Source organism: Streptomyces macrosporus (assembly GCF_039533145.1).
Classification (GTDB): Bacteria; Actinomycetota; Actinomycetes; order Streptomycetales; family Streptomycetaceae; genus Streptomyces; species Streptomyces macrosporus.
On record NZ_BAAASZ010000035.1, the window covers coordinates 75033 to 95464 of the forward strand.

Genomic DNA, 20432 nt, shown 5'->3' on the forward strand with positions numbered 1-20432 from the left:
AAGGCGGGGCGGCTGCCGGTGCGTTGGGCTGCCGAGGTGGTCTTCTCGGCGTCGCGGCGGGCGCGTTCGCCGCGACGCCAGCATCGACGTCCTCCACCTGGCCGCCGACGCTCCGGTTCTCAGCGGTCCCGTCGAGAGCACCAAGGATCGTGTCGAGCTTGCCGAGAGTGCGGCGGCTCTTCTCCGCGACCCGGACGAGCCCGGCTTCCTCGGCCAGGGCGACGAGTTCGCCGGTCCCCCGCCGCTGTCGGCGGTGCTGCCGGGCGAAGTCGCCGGTGGTGGTGGAGAACCGGCAGTCCAGGCAGGGGGCGGCGTACTCGCAGCCGGTCTGCGCCAGGGCTCCGCGGTAGCCGTTGGGCAGCGCCACCTTCACGCGGACCGGGCTCGTCTTCGCCCAGGCCGCCCCGGCGAGCGGGTGGTCGGCGGCGATCTCGGCCTCCTGCCCGTTGTGGTAGACCTCGAGGCGTTCTCCCGGTGCCGCCGGAGCGTCTTGCCGTGGAGCTTGGCGTAGACGGCGGTCATGGCCGACGACATGTGATCGAACAAGGTCCGGATCACGGATCGGGGAACGCTCGATGCGATGCCCCTTGCGATGGTGGTACCTACCGCCACCTCAATGCACCTCTCGAGGCAGCGATTACCCAGGTGTGCGAAAAGTCCGGATCACGGGTCCGCCGATGGGATCTCTCCGATGGGCCATGTGGGTGACCCTGAGTCTTTTCCGGCCTGGCTCCGAGGGCGCGGGGAGGCGCCACGCGCCCAGGCGAAGTCCGGGCGTCCGCTAGGAAAGGTCCGGGGCGGTTGCGTTGAGCGTGCCGCCGTGTTCGTACGCCGCCGAGAACGCGGCGTCGTCCAGGGCGGTGCGCACTGCGGACTCGATGCGGTCCACGTCGCTCCGCTCGCCCTGGGGCAGCGGCGCGCCGACCGACGCGCGCGCCGCTGCCGCCGCACCCAGCAGGACGGCGGCGTGCTCGTGCCGTCCGGCAAGGGCCCGGGCGCCGGCGAGTCCTTCCCAAGCCAGGGCGACCGCGCGCGGATCGCCGGTGGCGCGGGCGGCCGCCAGCCCCTCCCGATGCCGGGCGAGCGCCGCCTCCGCGTCGCCGCGCAGCTCGGCGATGAAGCCGAGTTCGGCCAGGATAAGGGCCGCGCCGTTCGCCGCGTCGAACTGCCGGTTCCATTCCAGCCAGCGGCGCAGCCGGCCTTCCGCGTCGTCGAGCCTGTCCTGCCGGCGCGCGCTCAGGGCGAGGCCGATCTCGGCGTACTCCTCGGCGGGCTTGTCGCCCTGCTCGACGGCCAGACGCCGGCCGCGCTCGTGCAGTTCGTCGGCCCGGGAGTGGTCCCCGGTCAGCAGCGCCATCCGGCCCAGCTCGGACAGGCACATGGAGACGTCCGTCCACAGACCCAGCTCCTCGGCGACGCGCAGCCCTTCGCGGTGCAGCCGGCCCGCCTCCGCGTAGTCGCCCTCGATCTCGGCGACCCGCCCCAGCACCGCCATCGCCTGGAGCTGCCCCCACCGGTCGCCGACCTCGCGGAACAGCGCGAGACTCTCCTCACCGACCCGGCGTGACGAGCCGAGGTCCCCGCATACGTACGTCTGCATGCCGCGCGTGCCGAGCCCCGCGGCGATGCCCCACCGGTCCCCCAGCGCGCGGGACTCGGCGAGTACGCGGTCCAGCAGCTCCTCGCCGACGGCCTGGTCGCCGAACCGGGTGACGGCGAAGCCCAGGAACCAGCCGGCTCTGGTGCGTTCCCGCGGGTCACGGATGTCCTCGTACAGGGCGAGCGCGTGACGGCTGTGGCCCACGAGCCCCTCCGGGTCGCCGGACAGCAGGCTCATCCCGGTGCGCCATGCCACCGCCTGGGCGCAGTCGACGTCGGTGTGGGCGGCCTGATGGGAGGCGAGGGCACCTGCCACGTCCAGGGCCCGGGTCAGCGAGCGCCGAGCCTCGCTGAGCCGACCGCGCAGGAACCAGTACCAGACCATCGCCCGGGTGAGGCGCAGCATCAGGCGGCCGTCGCCGTCAGCGGCGGCGCCGTCGAGCGCGGCGCGCACGTTCGCCGTCTCCGCGTCCAGGCGGCGCAGCCACTGCTGCTGACGCTCACCGCGCAGGAAGGAGTCGGCGCGCTCGGCCAGGGACGCGTAATAGTGGGCATGGGTGCGCCGCACCCGGTCGTACTCGCCGGCCCGCAGCCGCTCCAGGCAGTACGCGGCCACCGATTCGAGGAGCCGGTAGCGCGGCCCGTACGCCTCGTGCGTGACGAACACCAGGGAACGGTCGACGAGACGCGCGAGCAGGTCCAGCACCTCCGACGGCTTGACGCCGTCCCCGGCGCAGACGGCCTCGGCAGCTTCCAGTGAGCAGCCGTCCGCGTGGACGGCAAGCCGCCGCAGCACCGTCTGCTCGGCCGCCGTCAGCAGATCCCAGCTCCAGTCGATCATCGCGCGCAGGGTCTGCTGGCGGGCGGGCGCGCCCCGCCGGCCGGTGGTGAGCAGCCGGAACCGGTCGTCGAGGCGCTCGGCCAGTTGGTGCACGCCCAGGACCCGGACGCGCGTCGAGGCCAACTCCAGGGCGAGCGGGATGCCATCGAGGCGGCGGCAGACCGCGGCCACCGCCCAGGCGTTGTCGTCGGTCAGCTCGAAATCCGGAAGAGTCGCCCGGGTGCGGGCGAGAAACAGCCGCACCGCGCTGGAGCGGGCCAGGTCCGCGGCCGGCGCGGCCGGATCGGGCAGGTCCAACGGCAGGACGGGCCACACCTGTTCACCGGCGACGTCCAGCGGCTCCTGGCTCGTGGCGAGGATGTGGACGCCCGGGGCGTGCCGCAGCAGCGCCCGGGCGAGGCCCGCCGCCGCCTCGATCACGTGCTCGCAGTTGTCCAGGACGAGCAACAGACGGCGGCCGCGCAGCGCGTCGGTGAGCCGGTCCAGCAGGGTGTGCGGCCGGCCGCCGGGCGGGGAGCCGGAGCCGGTGTCGTCGCGTACGCCGAGTGTCGCCGCCACCAGCTCGGCCGGCTCGTCGCCGGACGGGTCCGTCAGTGCCTGGGTCGCCAGCTCTATCAGCCACACCCCGTCCCGGTACTCCGGGGCGAGCCGGGCCGCGACCTCCACGGCCAGGCGGGTCTTGCCCACGCCGCCGGGACCGGTCAGCGTGACCAGGCGGCTCACGCGTACGCGGGCGCGTAACGCGTCGACGGAGTCGGAGCGGCCGATCAGATCGGTGACGACCGTCGGCAGGTTGGTGCGGGGGCGGTGGACCGCGGGGGCACCCGTACGCGGTTCCCCCGCGCGGGCCGGCCCCTCCTGCGCGAGGGAGTGCCCCGTACGCGGTCCCCGCGGGCCTGCGCCGGCGGGGCCCGGCGGGCGGCGCAGAGTGGGGGACTGGCGCAGGATCCCCTGGTGCAGTGCGGTCAGTTCGGGGCTCGGGTCCAGGCCCAGCTCCTCGTTCAGGCGCCGGCGCAGGTCGAGATAGCTGTCCAGGGCCTCGCTCGCCCGGCCCGCACCGTACAGGGCTCGCATGTGGGCAGCCCGCAGTCGCTCCCGCAGAGGGTGGCGGCTCGCCAGGTCGGCCAGTTCGCCCGCGAGCAGGCCGTGGTCGCCCAGCTCCAGACGGGCCTCCGCCTGTTCCTCCAGGGCCAGCAGCCGCTGCTCCTCCCACCGGGCGATCGCCGCGCGCGCGAACGGCTCGTCCGCGAAGTCCGCGAACGCGGGGCCCCGCCATAACGCCAGGGCGTCCGCCAGGATGTCGGCCCGTTCCCGGTGGCCCGCGGCGGTACGGGCCCGTGCGGTGAGCGCCGCGAACCGGCCGGTGTCCACCTCTTCGCTCGCCACCGCGAGCAGATAGCCGGGGGCGCGATGGAGCACCGTCTCGGCGGCTCCGGCCCGTGCGAGCACGCGACGCAGGCGGGAGACCAGGGTCTGCAAGGCGCCCGAGGGGTTGGCCGGCAGGGTGGCGTCCCACAGGTCGTCGATCAGTCGGTCGGCGGAGATCACCTGCCCGGGCGCCGTCAGCAGATCCGCCAGCAGAGCGCGGACCTTCGATTCCGGCACCGCCACGGGTGCCCCGTCGTCGGACCAGACGGCGAGCGGCCCCAGTACCCCGAAACGCATGGGAACACCGTATTACGCCGCCGGTCATCGCCTGGTGGGCTGCGCCGCCCCGACCTGCGGCGCAGCCCACCGTGACAGCGGATGCCAGCCGGCTCGGGCGGGCGTGAAAGCGGACCGAAAGAACGCCGCAAGGCCCGGCTCCCAGGGTTGACGGGCGCCGGTGGTCACCGGCGCGCACACCTACCCACGCACCACACCAGACCAGGGAGTCGAAGATGAGCAGGTTCGAGGGCAAGACGGCGGTCGTCACCGGTGGGACGCACGGAATGGGTCTGGCCATCGTCAAGCGGCTCGTGAACGAAGGGGCCAAGGTCGTCTTCACCGGCCGCAACGAGAAGAAGATCGAAGAGGCGCGCACCGAGGTGACGTCGGACCGGGCACACGTCGTGCGCTCCGACGCGGCGAGCATGGCCGACATCCGCGCCCTCGCCGACTTCACGCAGGAGAAGCTCGGCCGGGTCGACCACCTGTTCGTCAACCACGGCTTCGCCGAGGTGCAGTTGCTCGAGGAAGTGACCGAGGAGGCCTGGGACCGGGCCTTCGCCATCAACACCAAGGGCGCCTTCTTCACCGTGCAGAGCCTCTCGCCGCTCCTCAACGACGGCGGCGCGATCGTCTTCACCACCGTCGCCAACGACCTGGTCTTCCCCGGCCTGAGCGCCTACGCCGGCTCCAAGGACGCGGTGCGCGCCTTCGCCCACGTCCTCGCCGCCGAGTTCCTGCCTCGCAGGATCCGTGTGAACGCCGTGGCCCCCGGCTACATCAGGACTCCGACCATGGGCGTCCCGAGCATGACCGCCGAGGAGCGCGCGGGGTTCGAGAAGCAGGGAGCCCAGACCACGCCGCTCAAGCGCATGGGCACGGTGGAGGAGGTCGCCGCCGCCGCGCTGTTCCTGGCCGCCGACGCCACGTTCACCACCAACGTCGAGTTCCCCGTCGACGGCGGCTTCGCCCAGGGCCTCTCGGGCGCCGAGCACTGATCGCTGTTTGAAGCGCCCTCCACGAAGACACATCGCCGCCCCGCTGATGCGGGGCGGCGATGCCCTCAAGACGACAATCCCTCAAGCCGGCAACGGAGCCGGCGAGCAGAAGATCGAGAAGACCACCGCGTTGTTCCCGGCGTGGCGCGGCGCACGCCGGACGGGTCCGTCGCCTGCCTCGACATCAGGCAGTGGGTGACGAGGCGGTCTCCTACCAGAGCGTGTCGCCGCCCAGCCGGGTGCCGGACTGCGCAGGCAGGCCGAGCGCGCTGGTGGTGAACATGAGGCCGGAGGAGTACAGCGGGCGGGTCGTGCCGCCTGGAATGACCCAGGCCGCGCCCTGCAGGTCGTTCTCGCCGGCGGCACCGACCAGCAGCTCGGGACGGCCATCGCGGTCGAGGTCTCCTGCCCCGACCGTGTTGCCGAAAAAGTCGCCCGCCTCGGATCCACCAGGCACACCGGCGGTGTCCTGGGAGAAGCCGTAGGCGCCCTGCCCCAACCGACCGGCGCGCCGGCCGGGGACGACGACCACGCTGCCGGCGCCTCCGATGCTGCCGAGGGCCTCGCCCGGTACCCCCACCACGATGTCGCCCACGCCGTCCTGGTCCAGGTCGGCGACGGCCACCGCGGCGCCGAAGTAGTCGTAGCGCTCGCCCACGCCGGGTACTTCGGTGGTGTCCTGGTGGATGGTCGTCGGCGACGCATCGTGGTCCACACCGCCGATGGAGCCGAACCACACGTGGACCGCGCCGCCGAGGTGGCCGACCGGGCCTTCCGCGGTCGGCTCGTCCGGGTCGCCGACGACGAGATCGCCGTAGCCGTCGCCGTTGACGTCACCGACGGCGGCGCTGAGTCCGTCGACGGCCGACCGCGTCCGGCCGAGGTCGCCGGGGTCGGAGTCGACGTGGACGAGGCCGCCGCTGTGGCCGCCCGCCCGGCCGGTGACGATCACACGGTCGGCGGTCTTGTCGTTGTTCAGGTCCCCCAACGCAACGGTGCCCATCCACCCGACCTCGTCGTGCAGAACGGACCCGCCCACCCCGCCGGACCGGGTGAACGGGCCGGTCAGATGGGTGGCGAAGTTGTAGTTCGCGATCAGCACCTGCGCCCCGGTGGGGTCGGAGGCAGCGGCCACGTCCTGGCCGGCGCCCCACCCCGTCTCCGTGGAGGTCGGCAGGTTCGCGCCACCGGACAACCCCGACGTGCCGCCCCACAGCACCGATACCATGCCGGCATCGCGGGCGGTGCCGAGGTCCTCGCCGGGTGTTCCGACGACCAGATCCGCGTAGCCGTCCCGGTCCAGGTCCGCCAGTGCCGTTGAGAAACCGAACCGGTCGCCCGCCTCCGCACCCCCGGGCACACCGGCGGAGTTCTGCGTCACCACCACCCGGCGTTCCGCGGACACCCCGGTGGACGAGCCGTACAGCACCACCACCACCCCGGCGCTCTGTTCGCCCGCCACGGTCGCACCCGGTGCGGGCAGCACCACGTCCCGGTACCCGTCGCCGTCGATATCCGCGGGCGCGGTCAGCGGCCACGCGGTCGCGGTACCCGGCAGACCGACCAGGCCGACCACCCCGACCACCAGCAGCGCCGCCACCCGCCGAGCCGTTCTTCGCCCGTGTTCCTCGCGCACGATCCCCTCCTTACGCCCACCCTCGCCCCCAGTGGCATCCGCCCGGGTGGCAGAGGCAGGACGACAAGGAGCATTCACTCACAGGCGGTGCCCCCACACGACACCGATATCGATCCGGACGGCAGCGTCCCTGCCCCGATTCCGCTGTCAACCGATCGTTTCGGAATGCGGCCGAGACGGTCACTCGTCGTCGAACCGCTGAAGGACCTGTTCAAGCTCGCCGGAGCGGCCCGACCGGCCCGGTCGCCGCCGGGAGGGGCATCGCACGACCGCCGCCCAGGCCCCGCTGGAAGCGGGGCCTGGGCGGCCGCGGCGAGCGGCCGACGCTGTCGGTGGCGGCCGAGAGGATCGGCGGATGACGCACCCCACCGCCGCCATCACCGCCTACCGGGACGCCGCCGCGCCCGGCTTCGACGACGAGCCGGACCACGGCCTGCGGGCCGCCGACGCCCGCGCCGCGTGGGCCGGGCGCCTGGCCGCCTGGCTCCCCTCCGCCCCGGCCGACGTGCTGGACGTGGGCTGCGGCACCGGATCGCTCTCGGAGCTGATCGCCGGGGCCGGGCACCGGGTCACCGGTGTCGACCTGGCCGCCACCGTGCGCCCGCTCGTCAACGAGATGCGTATCGAACCCTCAGCAGCGACGCCGCCCTGTGGGGCGGCCCGGTGATGGACGAGCGCTACGCGCTGATCGCCCGCGTCTGACTCGCCGCACCGCGCAGGGGCTTTGCGCCGGTTGTCGTTCCGAGCTTCCTCGACTCCGGCAAGGCGCGGTAACGGGACCGGGGTCGACGGTGGCCGCGCCGTCGACCCCCGCACACGGTCCGGTCGCCTCCCGATCACGGAAACACCGGCCTCGGCGCCGGGGAGGCCGGCCCCAGGGCCACTTTGCTCGCCTGGCCGCTTCCCCGTCGGGCAACGTGACGGTCTTTCTTCGGCATTGACTGCCCCTCAGGCCGAGACGGAGAACACCTTCTCGTCACAGGCCACATCCGGCACACGTCGATCTTCAACGAGACTCGGGCATGCCCGGTTCACCTGGACGCACCCCTTGGCGCCGATCGGGCACATCGCCTTGTTCGGGCGGTTGCGATGCCCTCTTTCGACAGACTCCGGCGCAAGTTGAATGTTTGACAAGTGGGGACGGAGGGGGGATGCTTACCTATGCATTGAACTGAGTTCACGCCTCACCAGCTCGTGTAGTGTGCCACCGCACGACAGGGAGTGGTCGGGCGGAGCCCGACCGGAAGCAGACCCACCCGGCAAGCCTCTGGCCGGCCACTGGACTCATCCGTCCTGCGACACCAGGAAAGCCCCACGCGGGCGACCTGAAGCCGGACACGGTGCAGCCTGCTGCCATCGCGTTCCGCTCGGCCAAGCGTCGACCGCGCGCAGGCGGCAGAGGCAACGGCGCGGGAGGCTCACCATCGGCCTCCACGATCCCGCGCCTCACCTGACACGTTCGTCAATCCGGGGGTTTGTGTGTCCGACCACGACGGCGGCCGGTCGGCCGAGACCGGCCCGGGGGCCACCACCAGGCGGATCGCGCCGCTCTGACAGCCGCTCACGGCCCGTCCACGCCTTGTTTCCGAGGGCCTTGGGGCTCACCGGAGACGGGCACCCTGCCCGACCGCACGGCCGAGGCACACAGCCATCACATTCACGCATGTCAAAGGGGGGTCTGATGACCTACAACCAACCGCCCATGCCGCCCGGCCCGCCCATGCCGCCGCGCCCGCGCCGCCTGTGGGAGTACAAGCGGGTGTGGTTCGGAGGGATCGGCCTGCTGCTGCTCGGCTCCGGCTGCGGCGCGGCGGTCGGCGGCGACACGAGCACCGAGGCGCGCCCTCGGCCGACAGTGACGGCCACGGCGACCGTGACCGCCACGGCCAAGCCGACGGCCAAGCCCGCGCCCACGGTGACCAGGACGGTGACGGCCAAACCCAAGCCCGCGCCCACGGTCACCGTGACCGAGACCACCGAGACGTACGTCGACGGCGGCAGCGGCGGCGGCGGGAGCTCGTCGACCTCGGGCGGCGGCGGGGACGTGTACTTCTCCAACTGTGCCGAGGCCCGCGCGGCCGGGAAGACACCGGTACGGCGGGGCGACCCGGGGTACGGCCGGCACTTGGACCGCGACGGGGACGGCATCGGCTGCGACTGGGGCTGATCCGCCCGGGACAGGGCCCGCCCCCCGATACATCCAAGGGTCGGGCCCTGTCCCCACACCGTCCCCGGTGCAGCGAGGTCGCCGAAAAGGCGCAGGGGGCGGTGGCTGCCGGACTGCCGTGGCCCCCGCGCGGGCAGCGTTGCACCGGCCCTCGTCCGGCGGCGGGGAAAGGCGCCCTCGATCCCCCGCACAAACGGTGGCACCCCGACCGCTTGAAGGAGTCGACGCCCCTGCGCGCGATGCGCGGCACGATGCCGCGCTCACGGAGCCATCGCCGCAGACGGCGGTGGTCGTATCCCCGGTCGCCATGCCGACGCCGACCGCCGCCCTGCGCCGGGTCGGCGCCGGCGACGCCATCCGCTGGGACAGCTCCCACACCTCGTCCGGGAGCGGGTGTTCCACCACCGTCACGCCCGCAGGTCACCGGCCACGCCGAACGCAACACCTCGTTGGCCGTCACTCACTGGGGCCGCTGCACGGAAGACGAGCCGGAACCCGAGAGATGGCGTCACTGCACGGGGCCGCTCGCCGTCTGTGACAGCCTCTTCGACGGACGTCCCCTCCTCCGCAGGAGACCGCCCGAACCTTGCGAACCTCGCAGGTCAGGGCACTGGGTGGCCCGCTTCCCGACCGGCCACGGACGCAGCGATGAGTTTCTCCGGCCCGGAGAGTCTCACCACCGTTGTCCGACCACACTGGAGGAACACGTGGCTCAGCTGTTGAGAGTCCAGAACTTCAACGTCTCAAGTGACGGCATCGGTGCCGGTGAGAACCAGAGCTTCGAGAGTCCGTTCGGCCATGCCGATCCCGAGAGGCTGTTCGCCTGGGCCGGCGCCACGGCAAGCTGGCCCAGGCGCACGGACCCCGGAGGGAGCCGGGGCCTCGACGACTACTTCACACGGGACTACGCCCGCAACATCGGTGCCGAGATCATGGGCCGCAACAAGTTCGGGCCCCAGCGCGGGCCCTGGCAGGACCATGAGTGGCGCGGCTGGTGGGGGGACGAGCCCCCGTTCCACACCCCGGTGTTCGTCATGACCCACCACAAGCGTCCCTCGTTCACGCTCTCCGACACCACGTTCCACTTCGTCGACGGCGACCCGGCCGCGGTCCTCGAACAGGCGCGGGAGGCGGCGCGGGGCAAGGACGTCCGGCTCGGCGGCGGGGTTACCACCATCCGGCAGTTCCTCGACGCCGACCTCGTCGACACCATGCACGTGGCGGTCTCGCCGGTGAAGCTCGGGTCCGGACTACGGCTCTGGGAGTCACCCGATGAGCTGCTCGACCGGTTCCACCTGGAGGTCGTGCCCAGCCCGAGTGGTGTGACGCACCACCTGTTCTGGCGAAAGTGACCGGTCCTCAGGGCCGACCCCGACCGGCTGTCTCGCCTCCCGGGGCCGCTCTGAGGCGGTCGGCCGGCCTTGGCAGGTACCTCGGCTCGTGTCCGGGTGGAGGCGAGACGGCGGGAGTCGGTGGCCGGTCTCGATGATCGTGCCGTTGAAGGTCGGGCGGCTGGCGACGGCCGTGCGGAGTCGGGGATCGGTGAACGTCTCGGTCCACCCGCCGAACGACTCGTTGACCAGCTTGCTGTTCGTTTCAGAACGGGACTGCGCCTTCGTCACAGCCCGGATGATCACGTAAACGGCATCCGGGGTTCCTGACCGGACGTCAACCGGTGCCACTCATGACAGCACCCGCCGGCTCGTCGGGCGGACCTTCGCCTGGCTCCACCGGTTCAAGCGCCTACGCATCCGCTACGAGCTCGGCCGCGCCGGCCGCACGCTCTTCGCCTGCGACCACCTCTCCAGCCCCGGACTGCGCCGCGAGATCCACGGCGGGCTCCGGGGCGTCGAGAACGGGAACAGCGCGAACACCGTGCTCCACTGCGGCAAAGGCGATACCCCGACCGATCCGGGCAAGGAACGTGCGGAGGCTTCGATGCCCGCGCTGTACTTGTTCCAGTCCGCGCTCGTCCAGGTCAACACCCTGCTGGTGCAGCAGGTCCTGACCGAACCGGCGTGGGCAAGAGGCCGCCCGACGAGGACCGGCGCTGTCATCGGCCGCTGTCGGCCGCCGGCCTCCATTGCTCACCGCCGACCGGGCCGGCGACGCGCCCGCCTTCATAGAGATGACGGTCCGCCCGCGGGTGCCCCCGACGTGGCCGGCCCCGGATCCGGCCGGCGGTGGTCCGGGCGGACACAAGGCGTACTCCTCCCGCGCACTCCGTGAGCACCTGCGCAGACGCGGCAGCCGGGGCGGCAGGCCGCCGGCCTTCGACCGCGAGACCCACAAGCGGCGCACCACCGCCGAGCGGTGCCTCAACCGCCTCGAACAGTGACGCGGCCTCGCCACCCGCTACGAGAGGATCGCGACCGTCTGCCTGGCCGGACTCCACGTCGCGGGCGTCCTCCTCTGGTCCGTCCGCTGATCCAAACGAAACCGCCCAGGTGTGGAGGATGACGCCGAGTCGGTCGGTCGCGTTGATCATGACGATCGGGGAGGCCAGTGCCGCCGCCCTGCCGGACCGAGCGTCCCTGCCCTACACCGCCGCCGCGTCCCCGGCCGGCGTCGGCCGCGCGCTCCGGTCGGCCTGCTCGGGCCGCGCCGGCGGCACGGCCTGAAGGTGCCGGGCAGCCTCGTCCGCGGTGTAGGAGGAGGCGAAGGTGAACGCACGCGGGGACGGCCCGTGCGCCCGCAGGTCCGCCAGCCGCTCCAGGGCCTCGTCGACAGTCGGGAGGTGACCGGCGGGGACCCACCAGAGCACCAGATGCGCCTCGACGTGCCGCTCGAACCATTCGCGACGCCGCCGCATCACCTCCAGGTGCCCACTGCGGTAGGTGAAGTCCCACAGGGCCTCCTGGGTCCCCCACACCGTCAGGTTGACGATGACGTCCTCGCCGGCCGGGCGCAGGCCGGTGGCGTCGGCCGCCCCCTCCCCCACCAGCCGCCACACGAAGCCGGGCGCGCCGTCGGCGGCGGCGTTGATCGGGTCGAGCATCTCGACGAACGGCGCCATGCGCGGGTCGTCGAGGGGGTGGCGAAGCGTGGCGACGTTGAGTTGGGCGAGGTGGGCGGCATACGTGGATGCGGTCATGGCCTCATCCCAGCACGGCTCGCTTTTCTATGTCAATCACCATTGTTTTTAGAAGCTTCGAGCACCACGCAGCACTCCCCCGGTCGGGCGTCCATGCGAGCGCGGACGGGACCGTCCGCACCGAGCAGCCCCTCCAGCAGCGCGAGGTTCATGCCGCAGACGAGCGGCGGGAAGCGCTCCGCGACGGCGTGAAAGGGGCAGTTGCGCATACGGACGACGCGTGCCGCCGCCCCAGCCGTCTCCTCGGTGCCCTCGGCGTCCTCCAGGTGCGGTTCGTAGCCACGGGCGGCCAGCATCTCCATGGCCTCTTCGAGGCCGCCGCAGGGCGCCGCCGAGCCACGCAGAGCCTCACCCCGGCGGCGCGCGGCCGCACAGAGCTCGGCGTCCAGCCCGGCCTGCTCGGCAGCCTCGGCGAGCAGCTCGGCGGCGGTGCGGTAGTCGCGAGCGGGCAGCGACACCGCCCGCTCGGTCCGCGCCCGCGTGTACACCTTGGCGGGGCGGCCCGCCCCCGGCCCCGAGCGGCCCGTCAGGCGGCGGCTACCGCTCTCCAGCAGCCCCGCTTCCGCCAACCTGTCCAGATGGTGCGCGGCGAGCGTGCGCGTCACGCCGGTCGCCTCGGCGGCCTCGTTGCGGCCGACCTCACGGCCCTGCGCCGCCACGTACTCGTACAGGCGGCGCCGCACCGGATCCTGCAACACCGCGATCGCGTCGATGTCCTCCACCTGGCCATTCTAGGAACAACGCAGGTTGGAGATAGAAAGGCGGGATCCGGCCCCGGCCAGGACTTGTCCGGGCGATCGTGCGCGGGGCCGGACGACCGGGGCCGCCACGGTGACGGTGCCCGGAAGGACATGGCCGCGCTCGTCGTAGCGGACGGTCACGGCCCGGGACCGCCGGAGCCGGTTGACCGCCCGCTCGACGGTGTTGCGCTCCGTGCGCCGCTCCTCGTCGCAACCGGGATCGCCCACCGTGCGGATCCCGGCGCCGGCGGGCGGCCCGGCTGTCGGCCTGCTCCGGGACGGTGTGCCGGGTACTGCGACGCCGCAGGCACTCACCGCACGGGCCGTCGTGGACTTGGTCCGCGGCGAGGGTGTCGGGTTCCGTGCGCGGTCTGCCCCGGCCGAGCCGCGGGACGCGGATCCTCTCCGGCACGGCCTCGAACCGGATGCAGTCCGCCCGTCACCCGCCGGTGACGACCAGGGACGACGGGCGACAGCGGCCTGGACCTGCTGCGGCGGCCGTTCCCAGGTGCCGTCGGCCGACCACAGCCGGTGGCGTTCGCACCCCGCCCTCCACGGTCCGCACTGCCCGGGCGGACCCTCCCCGTGCCCGCGTCGACGACGCGGCTCGAAGCCGGCCACCTGAACGGTCCGACGTTCCAGGCGAAGTGGAGCGGTGTCCTGCCCTCAACCCTCGGTGATCACGTCGAAGTGGTGAACCTCCTGGTCTGCCCGTGTGAAGTAGGCCGCATCCTGCGGATACAGCACGGCCTGTCCGATGTCGTCACCCGCGAAGGCCCGGATGGCTTCCTCGGATTCCCAGAACGTCAGTAACCAGAACTCGACGGTGCCATCGTCCGCTGGTCGACGCATCAGCAGCGCCCCTCGATTGCCCGATGTCCCTCTCGCCCGGCCCACGCCGGTACGTTCGAGGTAGGGAGCCACTTACTCCGCCAGCTCCGCCGTCGTCCACACTTTCCACGAGCGAGCGATCATGGGCCAATTGTGCCCGTCTCTCGCCCGGCCGACGCCACCGATCGGCTGTGGATCGTGGACGGCACTTTGGTTCCGGTGCGCGACCGCAGGGTGGGCGCTTCCAGCCGCACCTGCCGGTTCTCGGCGAACGTGCAGGGCATCGCCGATGCCGACACACTCCCCCAGACTCCGTCCGGGGGTGCCCCCACGGTCATCGCTGCGGCCCGACCGGTACCAGGCACCACCGCCGATGCGCGGGCCCGGCCGTCGCCCGCCTGCACGGCCTCGCCCTCGCCGCATGATCGACACAAGGCCGAGCCACAGCTCGGCCTGTCTGCTCGCAGCCTTCTGCAACGCGCTCTGGTTCCGGTGGGCACACGCCGCATGATCGTGCACCGGCAGGACGGAGGCGTACAGCGATGTGGACATGACGGCTCCCTCTCGGGGCTTGCGCGCCCGTCGTCTCCCCTGAGAGTGACGGTGGGCGAAGAGTCGAGAAAGGGCGCGCATTCGGCCGTGCCGTCCGAAGACGGTCGATCGCGTCCGGTTTCCGGCACCCGGACCACCCGCCGGTCACCGTCTCCGCCATCACCGTGTTCCTGCACCTCCACGCTCTTCGGGGGCTGAATCCCGCAGGGCCGCACTTCCCGGGCGAGACGGGCTCTCCCCCGTCCCGAGACGCGCGGGAGACCAGCCGACGCAGAAGGCGTCTCGTTTCACAGAGGCCACTGTAATTCATGCGTTTTCTTCTCTCACAGCGGTGAGGGGGGAGCGCGAGGGAAATGTCAATCGGCGTACGAGTGCAGAGAGATGTGTTCCCCGATCCCGCTGCGACACCGGTCGGTGTTTCTCGTCTATCCCCCATTGTCGGACACGTGCTAGCTTCCCACGGTGCCAAGCGAGTCGCAGGGGGCCGGTTTCTCGCTCACAGGGGTGGGGCGCTTTCGCGCACTGTTTTCCGGCCCCTCGACGCAGTTGGGGGGATCATGTCGAGAACGTTTTCGCATGCCATGAGAAGGATATGGCTGCGTGGCCTGGTGGGTGGTACCGGAGTCCTGGCCCTCACCGGAACGTCGACGCTGCTGATGGCCTCGCCGGCCGTCGCGGCCATCGACAACAACTCGAACGCGAGTGCCATGGCCTCGGCCCTGGCCGGACCGGGAACAGACGTCGTCGGTGCGGGATTCGAAAGTCTGCCCGGTGCCGCGGCCAACGGCTTCGGAGATTCGGCGCTGTCGAACTTTCCGACCAACGGATCCACGTTCACCATTCTGACCAGCGGCAATGCCGCCTCGGCCGACGACCCGAACTCGGAAGGGGACAAGACGACCGACCTGTCCGGTGGCAACGTCCGGGGCAACACGGATTTCGACGTGTCGGTCTTCAAGGTCGACCTGCAGGTACCCGAGACGGCAAACTGTCTGAGTTTCGACTTCCAGTTCTACAGCGAAGAATATCCGGAGTGGGTCGGAAGCCCCTTCAACGACGCCTTCATCGCGGAGTTGGACAACAGCAACTGGACCACGGCGGGCAGCGAGATCAGCGCTCCGAACAACTTCGCCTTCGACGCCGACAACGACGTCGTGAGCGTCAACGCGGTGGGCCTCGGCGGTTTCAGCGCGGAGAACGCGGCAGGCACCACCTACGACGGAGCCACCCCACTGCTGTCCGCCGCGAAGCAGGTCACCCCGGGCGCCCACACGCTCTACCTGTCCATCTTCGACCAGGGGGACCGCATCCTCGACTCGGCGACGTTCGTCGACAACCTGCGCACGGGATTCGTACCCGATCCGGAGACCCAGTGCAGGTCCGGCGCACAACCCAAGACCTACCAACTCGATCTGTCCCCGGCCGAGGCGACCATGGACACCGGCACGGACCACACCGTCACCGCGACGCTCGGCGAGATCGGTGCGGAGTCGCCGGCGGTCCCCGACGCGCCGATCCTCTTCCAGACCTCGGGCGCACACGCCGTTTCGGGTTCGGACACCACCGACGCCGCGGGGAAGGCGACCTTCACCTACACCGGCACGACGGTCGGAGTCGACTCGATCAGTGCCTGCTACGACATCGACGGGAACGGGGCGTGCGGCGCCAACGAACCCTTCGCGTCGGCCAAGGCCACCTGGAAGAACACGCCGCCGGAGAACGACCCCGGCGGCCCCTACTCCGGGGCCGAGGGGTCCGCGATCGCCCTCGACGCGACCGCGAGTGACGTCAACGGCGATCCTCTCACCCACAAGTGGACCTACGAGCCGGTCAGCGGAGTGGACGCGGGAGCGGCCTGCGCCTTCGGGGACGACTCGGCCCTGAAGACCACCGTCACCTGCACCGACGACGGCGAGTACCGGCTGAAGCTCACCACCGACGACGGCGTCAACTCGCCGGTGTTCAACACCGCCGACCTGACGGTGACGAACGCGGCACCGTCGATCGGCGGCGTCTCCACGCCGGTGGATCCGGTGGCGGTCGGCACCCCGGTGTCCCTGGAGGCCGATTACACCGACCCGGGTGCCAACGACACCCACACCGCCTCCGTGGACTGGGGAGACGGCTCCACGAGCGATCCCACGGCCACCGGCGGAGAAGTCGACGGCTCCCACACCTACACCGCGGCCGGCATCTACACGATCTGTCTCACGGTCACCGACGACGACGGCGCCTCCGACAAGAAGTGCTCACCGAACTACGTGGTCGTCTACGACCCGACGGCCGGCTTCGTCACCGGCGGCGGCTGGATCGACGTCCCCGAGGGCTCCTACCCCGCCGACCCATCGGTGAGCGGCCCCGGACGGTTCGGATTCGTGTCGAAGTACCAGAAGGGCGCCACCACCCCGAACGGGCAGACCCAGTTCCAGTTCAAGGCCGGAAGCATGAACTTCCACTCCACGTCGTACGACTGGCTGGTCGTCAGCGGGAGCAAGGCGATCTACAAGGGGACCGGAACGATCAACGGTGAAGGAGGCTACAGGTTCCTGGTCTCGGTGGTGGACGCCGACAAGAACGGCGGTAGCGACACCTACCGGATCAAGATCTGGGACACCGACAGCGACATCGTCGTGTTCGACAACCAACCGGGCGCCACGGACGACGCCGCGGCGACGACCGCGATCAGCCAAGGATCCATCGTGATCCACAGCTGACCGCCCGTGCGTAAGGGGCCGGGGCGTGCCGTCGTCTGCGACGGCACGCCCCGGTCGCGTCGTACGAGCCGACCCTGCTGCGGCCGGACGGCGGAACCGAACACCTCCGGACGGGAGCGGCACAGGCCGCACGCCCGGTCGCCGCACGCCGGGAGAGGAACCGTTGACATCCGCAACGTGTCGCCTCGGGTGCCCGCCGTCATCCGAACCTCCCTCCGTGCCCCCGGGTACGGGGCCGGTTGCGGTGGCCCATGAGCGCCGGTGAGATGACGCCCCCCGACGGGCTCGGTTCCCCGGCTCTCCGGCGGGTCGGGCTGGACTTCGGGGGAGGAGCGAGGACCACACGACGGCGCAGGGATTCGCCGTCACGGACCCGGGCATCGGCGTGATGCCGCGGCCGGGGCTGGTCAACCGGCATCCGTACATCGTCGTACGCAGGATCAGAGAACGGACCGGTCCGGACCGTGGGCGCCGTGATACGGCAGGTCACCGCGGCACAGCCGGCGATGTCCGGCCTGCTCGCCGCGTTCCGCGACGCCGCCGCTCCCGAGACTCGGGCTGCGCAGCCCGATCGCCTCCGAGACGGCACGCACAGCAGCACCAGCCGGCCTGGCCCAATCCCGGACTCTGCCGGACGCCCGAGGACGTTCACGGTGCGGATCGATGCGTCGTCCGCCTCAATTCGCTGCTCGACCAGTCGTACGAGGGGCCTGGCGTACGTTGAGGGCACGGCCGTCTGCCGGATCGCGCGCCATGCGGAACGGGCCCACGCGAACGGCGGCGTCGTGATCGCCGGCCGCGTGCAGCGCAGCGGCCTGCCGGGCACGCAGCGACCGTGCGTGCGGGAGGTTGGGGGCTGCTCAAGCCGCTCGGCGATACGACCGTACTCCGCGGCCGCCGCAACGGGTTTCTCCTTACGTACCCGGTCCGCTGCCGCGAGATCACCTTCCGGCCCCGGATGTGCCACAGGACCGCGCAGCAACGTCTCCGCGTGCGGACCCCACTCAGTTCGGCGGGTGACACGGCAGGCGGACCGTTGGCACGCCGGCCGCCGCTCCACGGAAGCGGGAGGGCCACGGCAACCTCTCGAACGGGACGGTCAGCACCTGCACGTTCATGCCGTGACACCGGTGTTTTCCGGTCGACCGGAACAGCAGGAAAGGCCGGGCGCTGCGTGTCGCGCACATGATGTCCTGGGAGGAGGTTCCCCGGCGCGCCGAGGGCGGAGACAAGTCGAACAAGGGCGAGTTCGTCGCGGCCATGCGCTCGGCGACGATCGACACCAGCCGGTTCGACCTGGTCGAGGGGCTGCCTCACGCTGTCTTCGATGTCGCGGACACCGCCGGGGCCTTCCACCCCAGGTAGGAGCCGATGGAAGCACGGTCCCGGTCAGGGGGCGGAGTGACAACGGCACCGGTGAAGAAGTCGATCACCGGGTTGCCGAACAGTGGCCATCGCCGTGCCCTCGGCTGACAACCGGTACCGAGGCCGAATTCCCACCCGCACGTGGGCGGGCATTCTCCTGTGGCAGCGGCCCCGGGAGCACGCGCCGTCCCGGACCTCCCGCTGCACGCCGTGCGCCGCCGTCCTCTCGTGCGCCCTGCCGTGAGCCGGCCGGTCGCCTTCAGCGTGAGCGCCGACCACAGTCGGCAATAGGTCGGCAATAGAGGGAGGCCGGTGTGGGCGAAAGGGTCGGGGGCGGAGAACAATGGACGGAGACGGTGGTCGTGTCGTCGTCGCGCTCCGGACCTATCTGGTGGCCCTTCGACGAGACGGCGCTACAAGGCCGAGATCGCCGCAGTCTCACCGACCGCCCACCGGCACAGCTTCGAGGGACACGACCGCTGATTCCTCGGGGTCAGCATGGAGAACCCCAAGGCATCGAACTCGAGGCGATTCTGCGGTGGATTTCGCGCCGCTTTCCACGCCGCACCGTCCTGGTCGGCGACATCATCCACCGGCTCACCCTGCAGCTACCGCCCGAGCGCGCCCTGTACGACGCCCTCGAACTGGGCAGGCGATTCGTCGAAAGCCGGCGCCACTGGTTCGACGCCTTCCGGCACGCCACCGACTTCACCCTCCGACCTGCGGCGAGGCCCGGACCTGGCCCGACTACGCCACACACCGGCAGCGGCTCCAACACCTCTATGACAGTGACCAGACCTTCCGCACCTCGGTCGAGAGCTCCGCCCGCGACTACCAACGAAGAACAATCCCGACGGGGCCCGGGAGGTTGTGGACTCCCGCATCGACATGTCCGTCCGATACTTCCTGGGAGTTCTCCAGCTTCACCTGTCCGAAGACCCGGGATCGGCCCGTGATGGTCCATCCCGGATCCTTCAAGCACACTGTCCGAGATCGCGGCGGGGCGGCACCCCGAAGCACCTCGGCGACTACGGGAACTCACCACGGTCTCCAATTCAACGACGCCGTCGCGCTTTCGGCTCCGTCGCCCTTTCGGTGGTGACGGAACACCAGGCCAGGGGAATGAGATGGCGGAGCGAAGCAGGATGAATCCGGCTCGGCCGTTTCGTGTTCATGCTTTCGGCGCCATCGTCATGGTGGACTTCCATTCTGATCGTGGACACCGACCGTCATGCAGCGGCGGCCGGAGTAATCGATCCCCGTTCGAAGGTGACGGGTGCGAAATGGCCGATCGCGGGGTGTCTGCGCCGGTGGTCGTGGAGACCGGGTCGGCGGAAGACCACGAGCCGGCTCACCGAGCAGGTCGCCCGGGCCTTGTCCCCGAAGGGTGGACACCTGTTCGTGTCTTTACGGGGCAGGTGTCAGGGTAGCTGACTGCTGTTCGTAGGCGATCGGCGCCTGCTGTCCGTTCGCCGAGTGCCGTCGGCGGGTGCTGTAGCGGGTGATCTACCCGCCGACCATGGGCAGGTAGGCGATATCACCGATCCGAGGCCCGTCAGGGCCTGTCACGGTGAGGTTTCGCCGGAACAGGTCCGGCACCGACCGCCCGTCTTCGCCTGCACGTCGATGCGGCGAGGCAAAGGGTCGGGATGGCCTGCCCCGGTCGGAGGAAACGGCGGCGACGTTCTCCCCCGGCCTCCGGCCGGGCAGCGCCTCCGGCCCGCGCCCACGACACCGTGCAGGTCTGCCTCACGAGACAGGTCCTCGTCCCGGCCGACGTGCCCACCGGGGCACCGGAGCCGCCGTCCGCACTCCCTGCCGCCACCGTGATCAGCCCGAGCACTACCAGCGGTTCGGCCGCGACCACGTCCGCCTGCGCGCCACGGGCGAACGCGCCTTTGCCGGGTCGGAGTTCTGGCGAGCACTGCGCGGAGCCCGCTGCTCAACCCGGCGCATCGGCCACACCGTCCAAGCCGCCCACACCCTCGTGACCTGATCCCACCCAGGACGAAAGAGGTTCACCAAGACGACACAGGTATCGCGAACTCCGCCTCCTGCAACGAAAGTCAGATCATCATATCCGCCACCATGCGCAACCGGAGTGTGTAAGCACTCCCTTCTCTGGTTCATGCCGCCGGATCCGTCGTTCAGGGGGTTTGAGCGCCACACCATATTCCGGCAGTGGTTCTCCCCCCGATTCTGATGACCGCATCACCACGCCTCTACGGCGCACACCCCCCACCCGCAA

At 71.1% G+C, this 20432-nt stretch carries 10 protein-coding genes and 8 pseudogenes; 10 read left to right on the forward strand and 8 right to left on the reverse strand.

Annotation, left to right across the window (positions count from 1 at the left end; all coding sequences use genetic code 11):
• Positions 1-373: pseudogene (locus ABD335_RS25100) on the reverse strand (hypothetical protein); the annotation flags it as partial.
• 408 nt (positions 374-781) lie between these two features.
• The gene (locus tag ABD335_RS25105; RefSeq protein ID WP_344327607.1) at positions 782-4105 is read right to left on the reverse strand and encodes an AfsR/SARP family transcriptional regulator; all 3324 of its coding nucleotides are present in this window, start codon (positions 4103-4105) and stop codon (positions 782-784) included.
• Between the two features lie 215 nt (positions 4106-4320).
• Between ABD335_RS25105 and ABD335_RS25110 the strand changes: the two genes are divergently transcribed.
• Positions 4321-5085, forward strand: a complete 765-nt coding sequence (locus ABD335_RS25110; protein ID WP_344327609.1) for an SDR family oxidoreductase — start codon at positions 4321-4323, stop codon at positions 5083-5085.
• A 211-nt stretch (positions 5086-5296) separates the two neighbouring features.
• On the opposite strand, the gene ABD335_RS25115 is transcribed toward ABD335_RS25110, so the two are convergent.
• A complete protein-coding gene (locus ABD335_RS25115) occupies positions 5297-6721 on the reverse strand; it encodes a hypothetical protein (protein ID WP_344327611.1) in 1425 nt (474 codons plus the stop codon).
• Between the two features lie 355 nt (positions 6722-7076).
• On the opposite strand from ABD335_RS25115, the pseudogene ABD335_RS25120 reads away from it, so the two are divergent.
• Positions 7077-7304 (forward strand): annotated as a pseudogene (locus ABD335_RS25120) (class I SAM-dependent methyltransferase); the annotation flags it as partial.
• Between the two features lie 1098 nt (positions 7305-8402).
• Positions 8403-8888 carry an excalibur calcium-binding domain-containing protein gene (locus ABD335_RS25125; RefSeq protein ID WP_344327615.1) on the forward strand — a complete coding sequence of 162 codons (486 nt, stop codon included), beginning with the start codon at positions 8403-8405 and terminating at the stop codon, positions 8886-8888.
• A 226-nt stretch (positions 8889-9114) separates the two neighbouring features.
• Here ABD335_RS25125 and ABD335_RS25130 read toward each other — a convergent pair.
• Positions 9115-9207 (reverse strand): annotated as a pseudogene (locus ABD335_RS25130) (IS5/IS1182 family transposase); the annotation flags it as partial.
• 388 nt (positions 9208-9595) lie between these two features.
• Between ABD335_RS25130 and ABD335_RS25135 the strand changes: the two are divergent.
• Positions 9596-10240 (forward strand): dihydrofolate reductase family protein, encoded by a 645-nt coding sequence (locus ABD335_RS25135; protein ID WP_344327617.1) that lies wholly within the window; start codon positions 9596-9598, stop codon positions 10238-10240.
• A gap of 71 nt (positions 10241-10311) precedes the next feature.
• Here ABD335_RS25135 and ABD335_RS25140 read toward each other — a convergent pair.
• Positions 10312-10492 (reverse strand): annotated as a pseudogene (locus ABD335_RS25140) (IS21-like element helper ATPase IstB); the annotation flags it as partial.
• A 211-nt stretch (positions 10493-10703) separates the two neighbouring features.
• Between ABD335_RS25140 and ABD335_RS30935 the strand changes: the two are divergent.
• Both ABD335_RS30935 and ABD335_RS25150 read left to right on the forward strand, forming a co-directional pair.
• Positions 10704-10853: pseudogene (locus ABD335_RS30935) on the forward strand (hypothetical protein); the annotation flags it as partial.
• Between the two features lie 194 nt (positions 10854-11047).
• Positions 11048-11316: pseudogene (locus tag ABD335_RS25150) on the forward strand (IS5/IS1182 family transposase); the annotation flags it as partial.
• Between the two features lie 111 nt (positions 11317-11427).
• Here the strand turns inward: ABD335_RS25150 and ABD335_RS25155 are convergent.
• From ABD335_RS25155 to ABD335_RS25165, 3 genes are all read right to left on the reverse strand, one after another.
• Entirely contained in the window at positions 11428-11982 is a 555-nt protein-coding gene (locus ABD335_RS25155) for a DUF3291 domain-containing protein (protein WP_344327620.1), read from the reverse strand.
• 32 nt (positions 11983-12014) lie between these two features.
• Positions 12015-12704 carry a helix-turn-helix transcriptional regulator gene (locus ABD335_RS25160; protein WP_344327621.1) on the reverse strand — a complete coding sequence of 230 codons (690 nt, stop codon included), beginning with the start codon at positions 12702-12704 and terminating at the stop codon, positions 12015-12017.
• Positions 12705-13388: 684 nt separating this feature from the next.
• On the reverse strand, positions 13389-13646 hold the full coding sequence (locus ABD335_RS25165) for a hypothetical protein (protein ID WP_344327624.1): 258 nt from the start codon (positions 13644-13646) through the stop codon (positions 13389-13391).
• A 57-nt stretch (positions 13647-13703) separates the two neighbouring features.
• Here ABD335_RS25165 and ABD335_RS25170 point away from each other — a divergent pair.
• The 4 genes and pseudogenes from ABD335_RS25170 to ABD335_RS25185 all read left to right on the forward strand — a co-directional run.
• Positions 13704-13937, forward strand: a pseudogene (locus tag ABD335_RS25170) (hypothetical protein); the annotation flags it as partial.
• A 749-nt stretch (positions 13938-14686) separates the two neighbouring features.
• The gene (locus ABD335_RS25175; RefSeq protein WP_344327626.1) at positions 14687-16819 is read left to right on the forward strand and encodes a choice-of-anchor L domain-containing protein; all 2133 of its coding nucleotides are present in this window, start codon (positions 14687-14689) and stop codon (positions 16817-16819) included.
• Positions 16820-18004: 1185 nt separating this feature from the next.
• Positions 18005-18184 carry a hypothetical protein gene (locus tag ABD335_RS25180; protein ID WP_344327627.1) on the forward strand — a complete coding sequence of 60 codons (180 nt, stop codon included), beginning with the start codon at positions 18005-18007 and terminating at the stop codon, positions 18182-18184.
• 1718 nt (positions 18185-19902) lie between these two features.
• Positions 19903-20180: pseudogene (locus ABD335_RS25185) on the forward strand (IS5/IS1182 family transposase); the annotation flags it as partial.
• Positions 20181-20432: the final 252 nt, after the last annotated feature.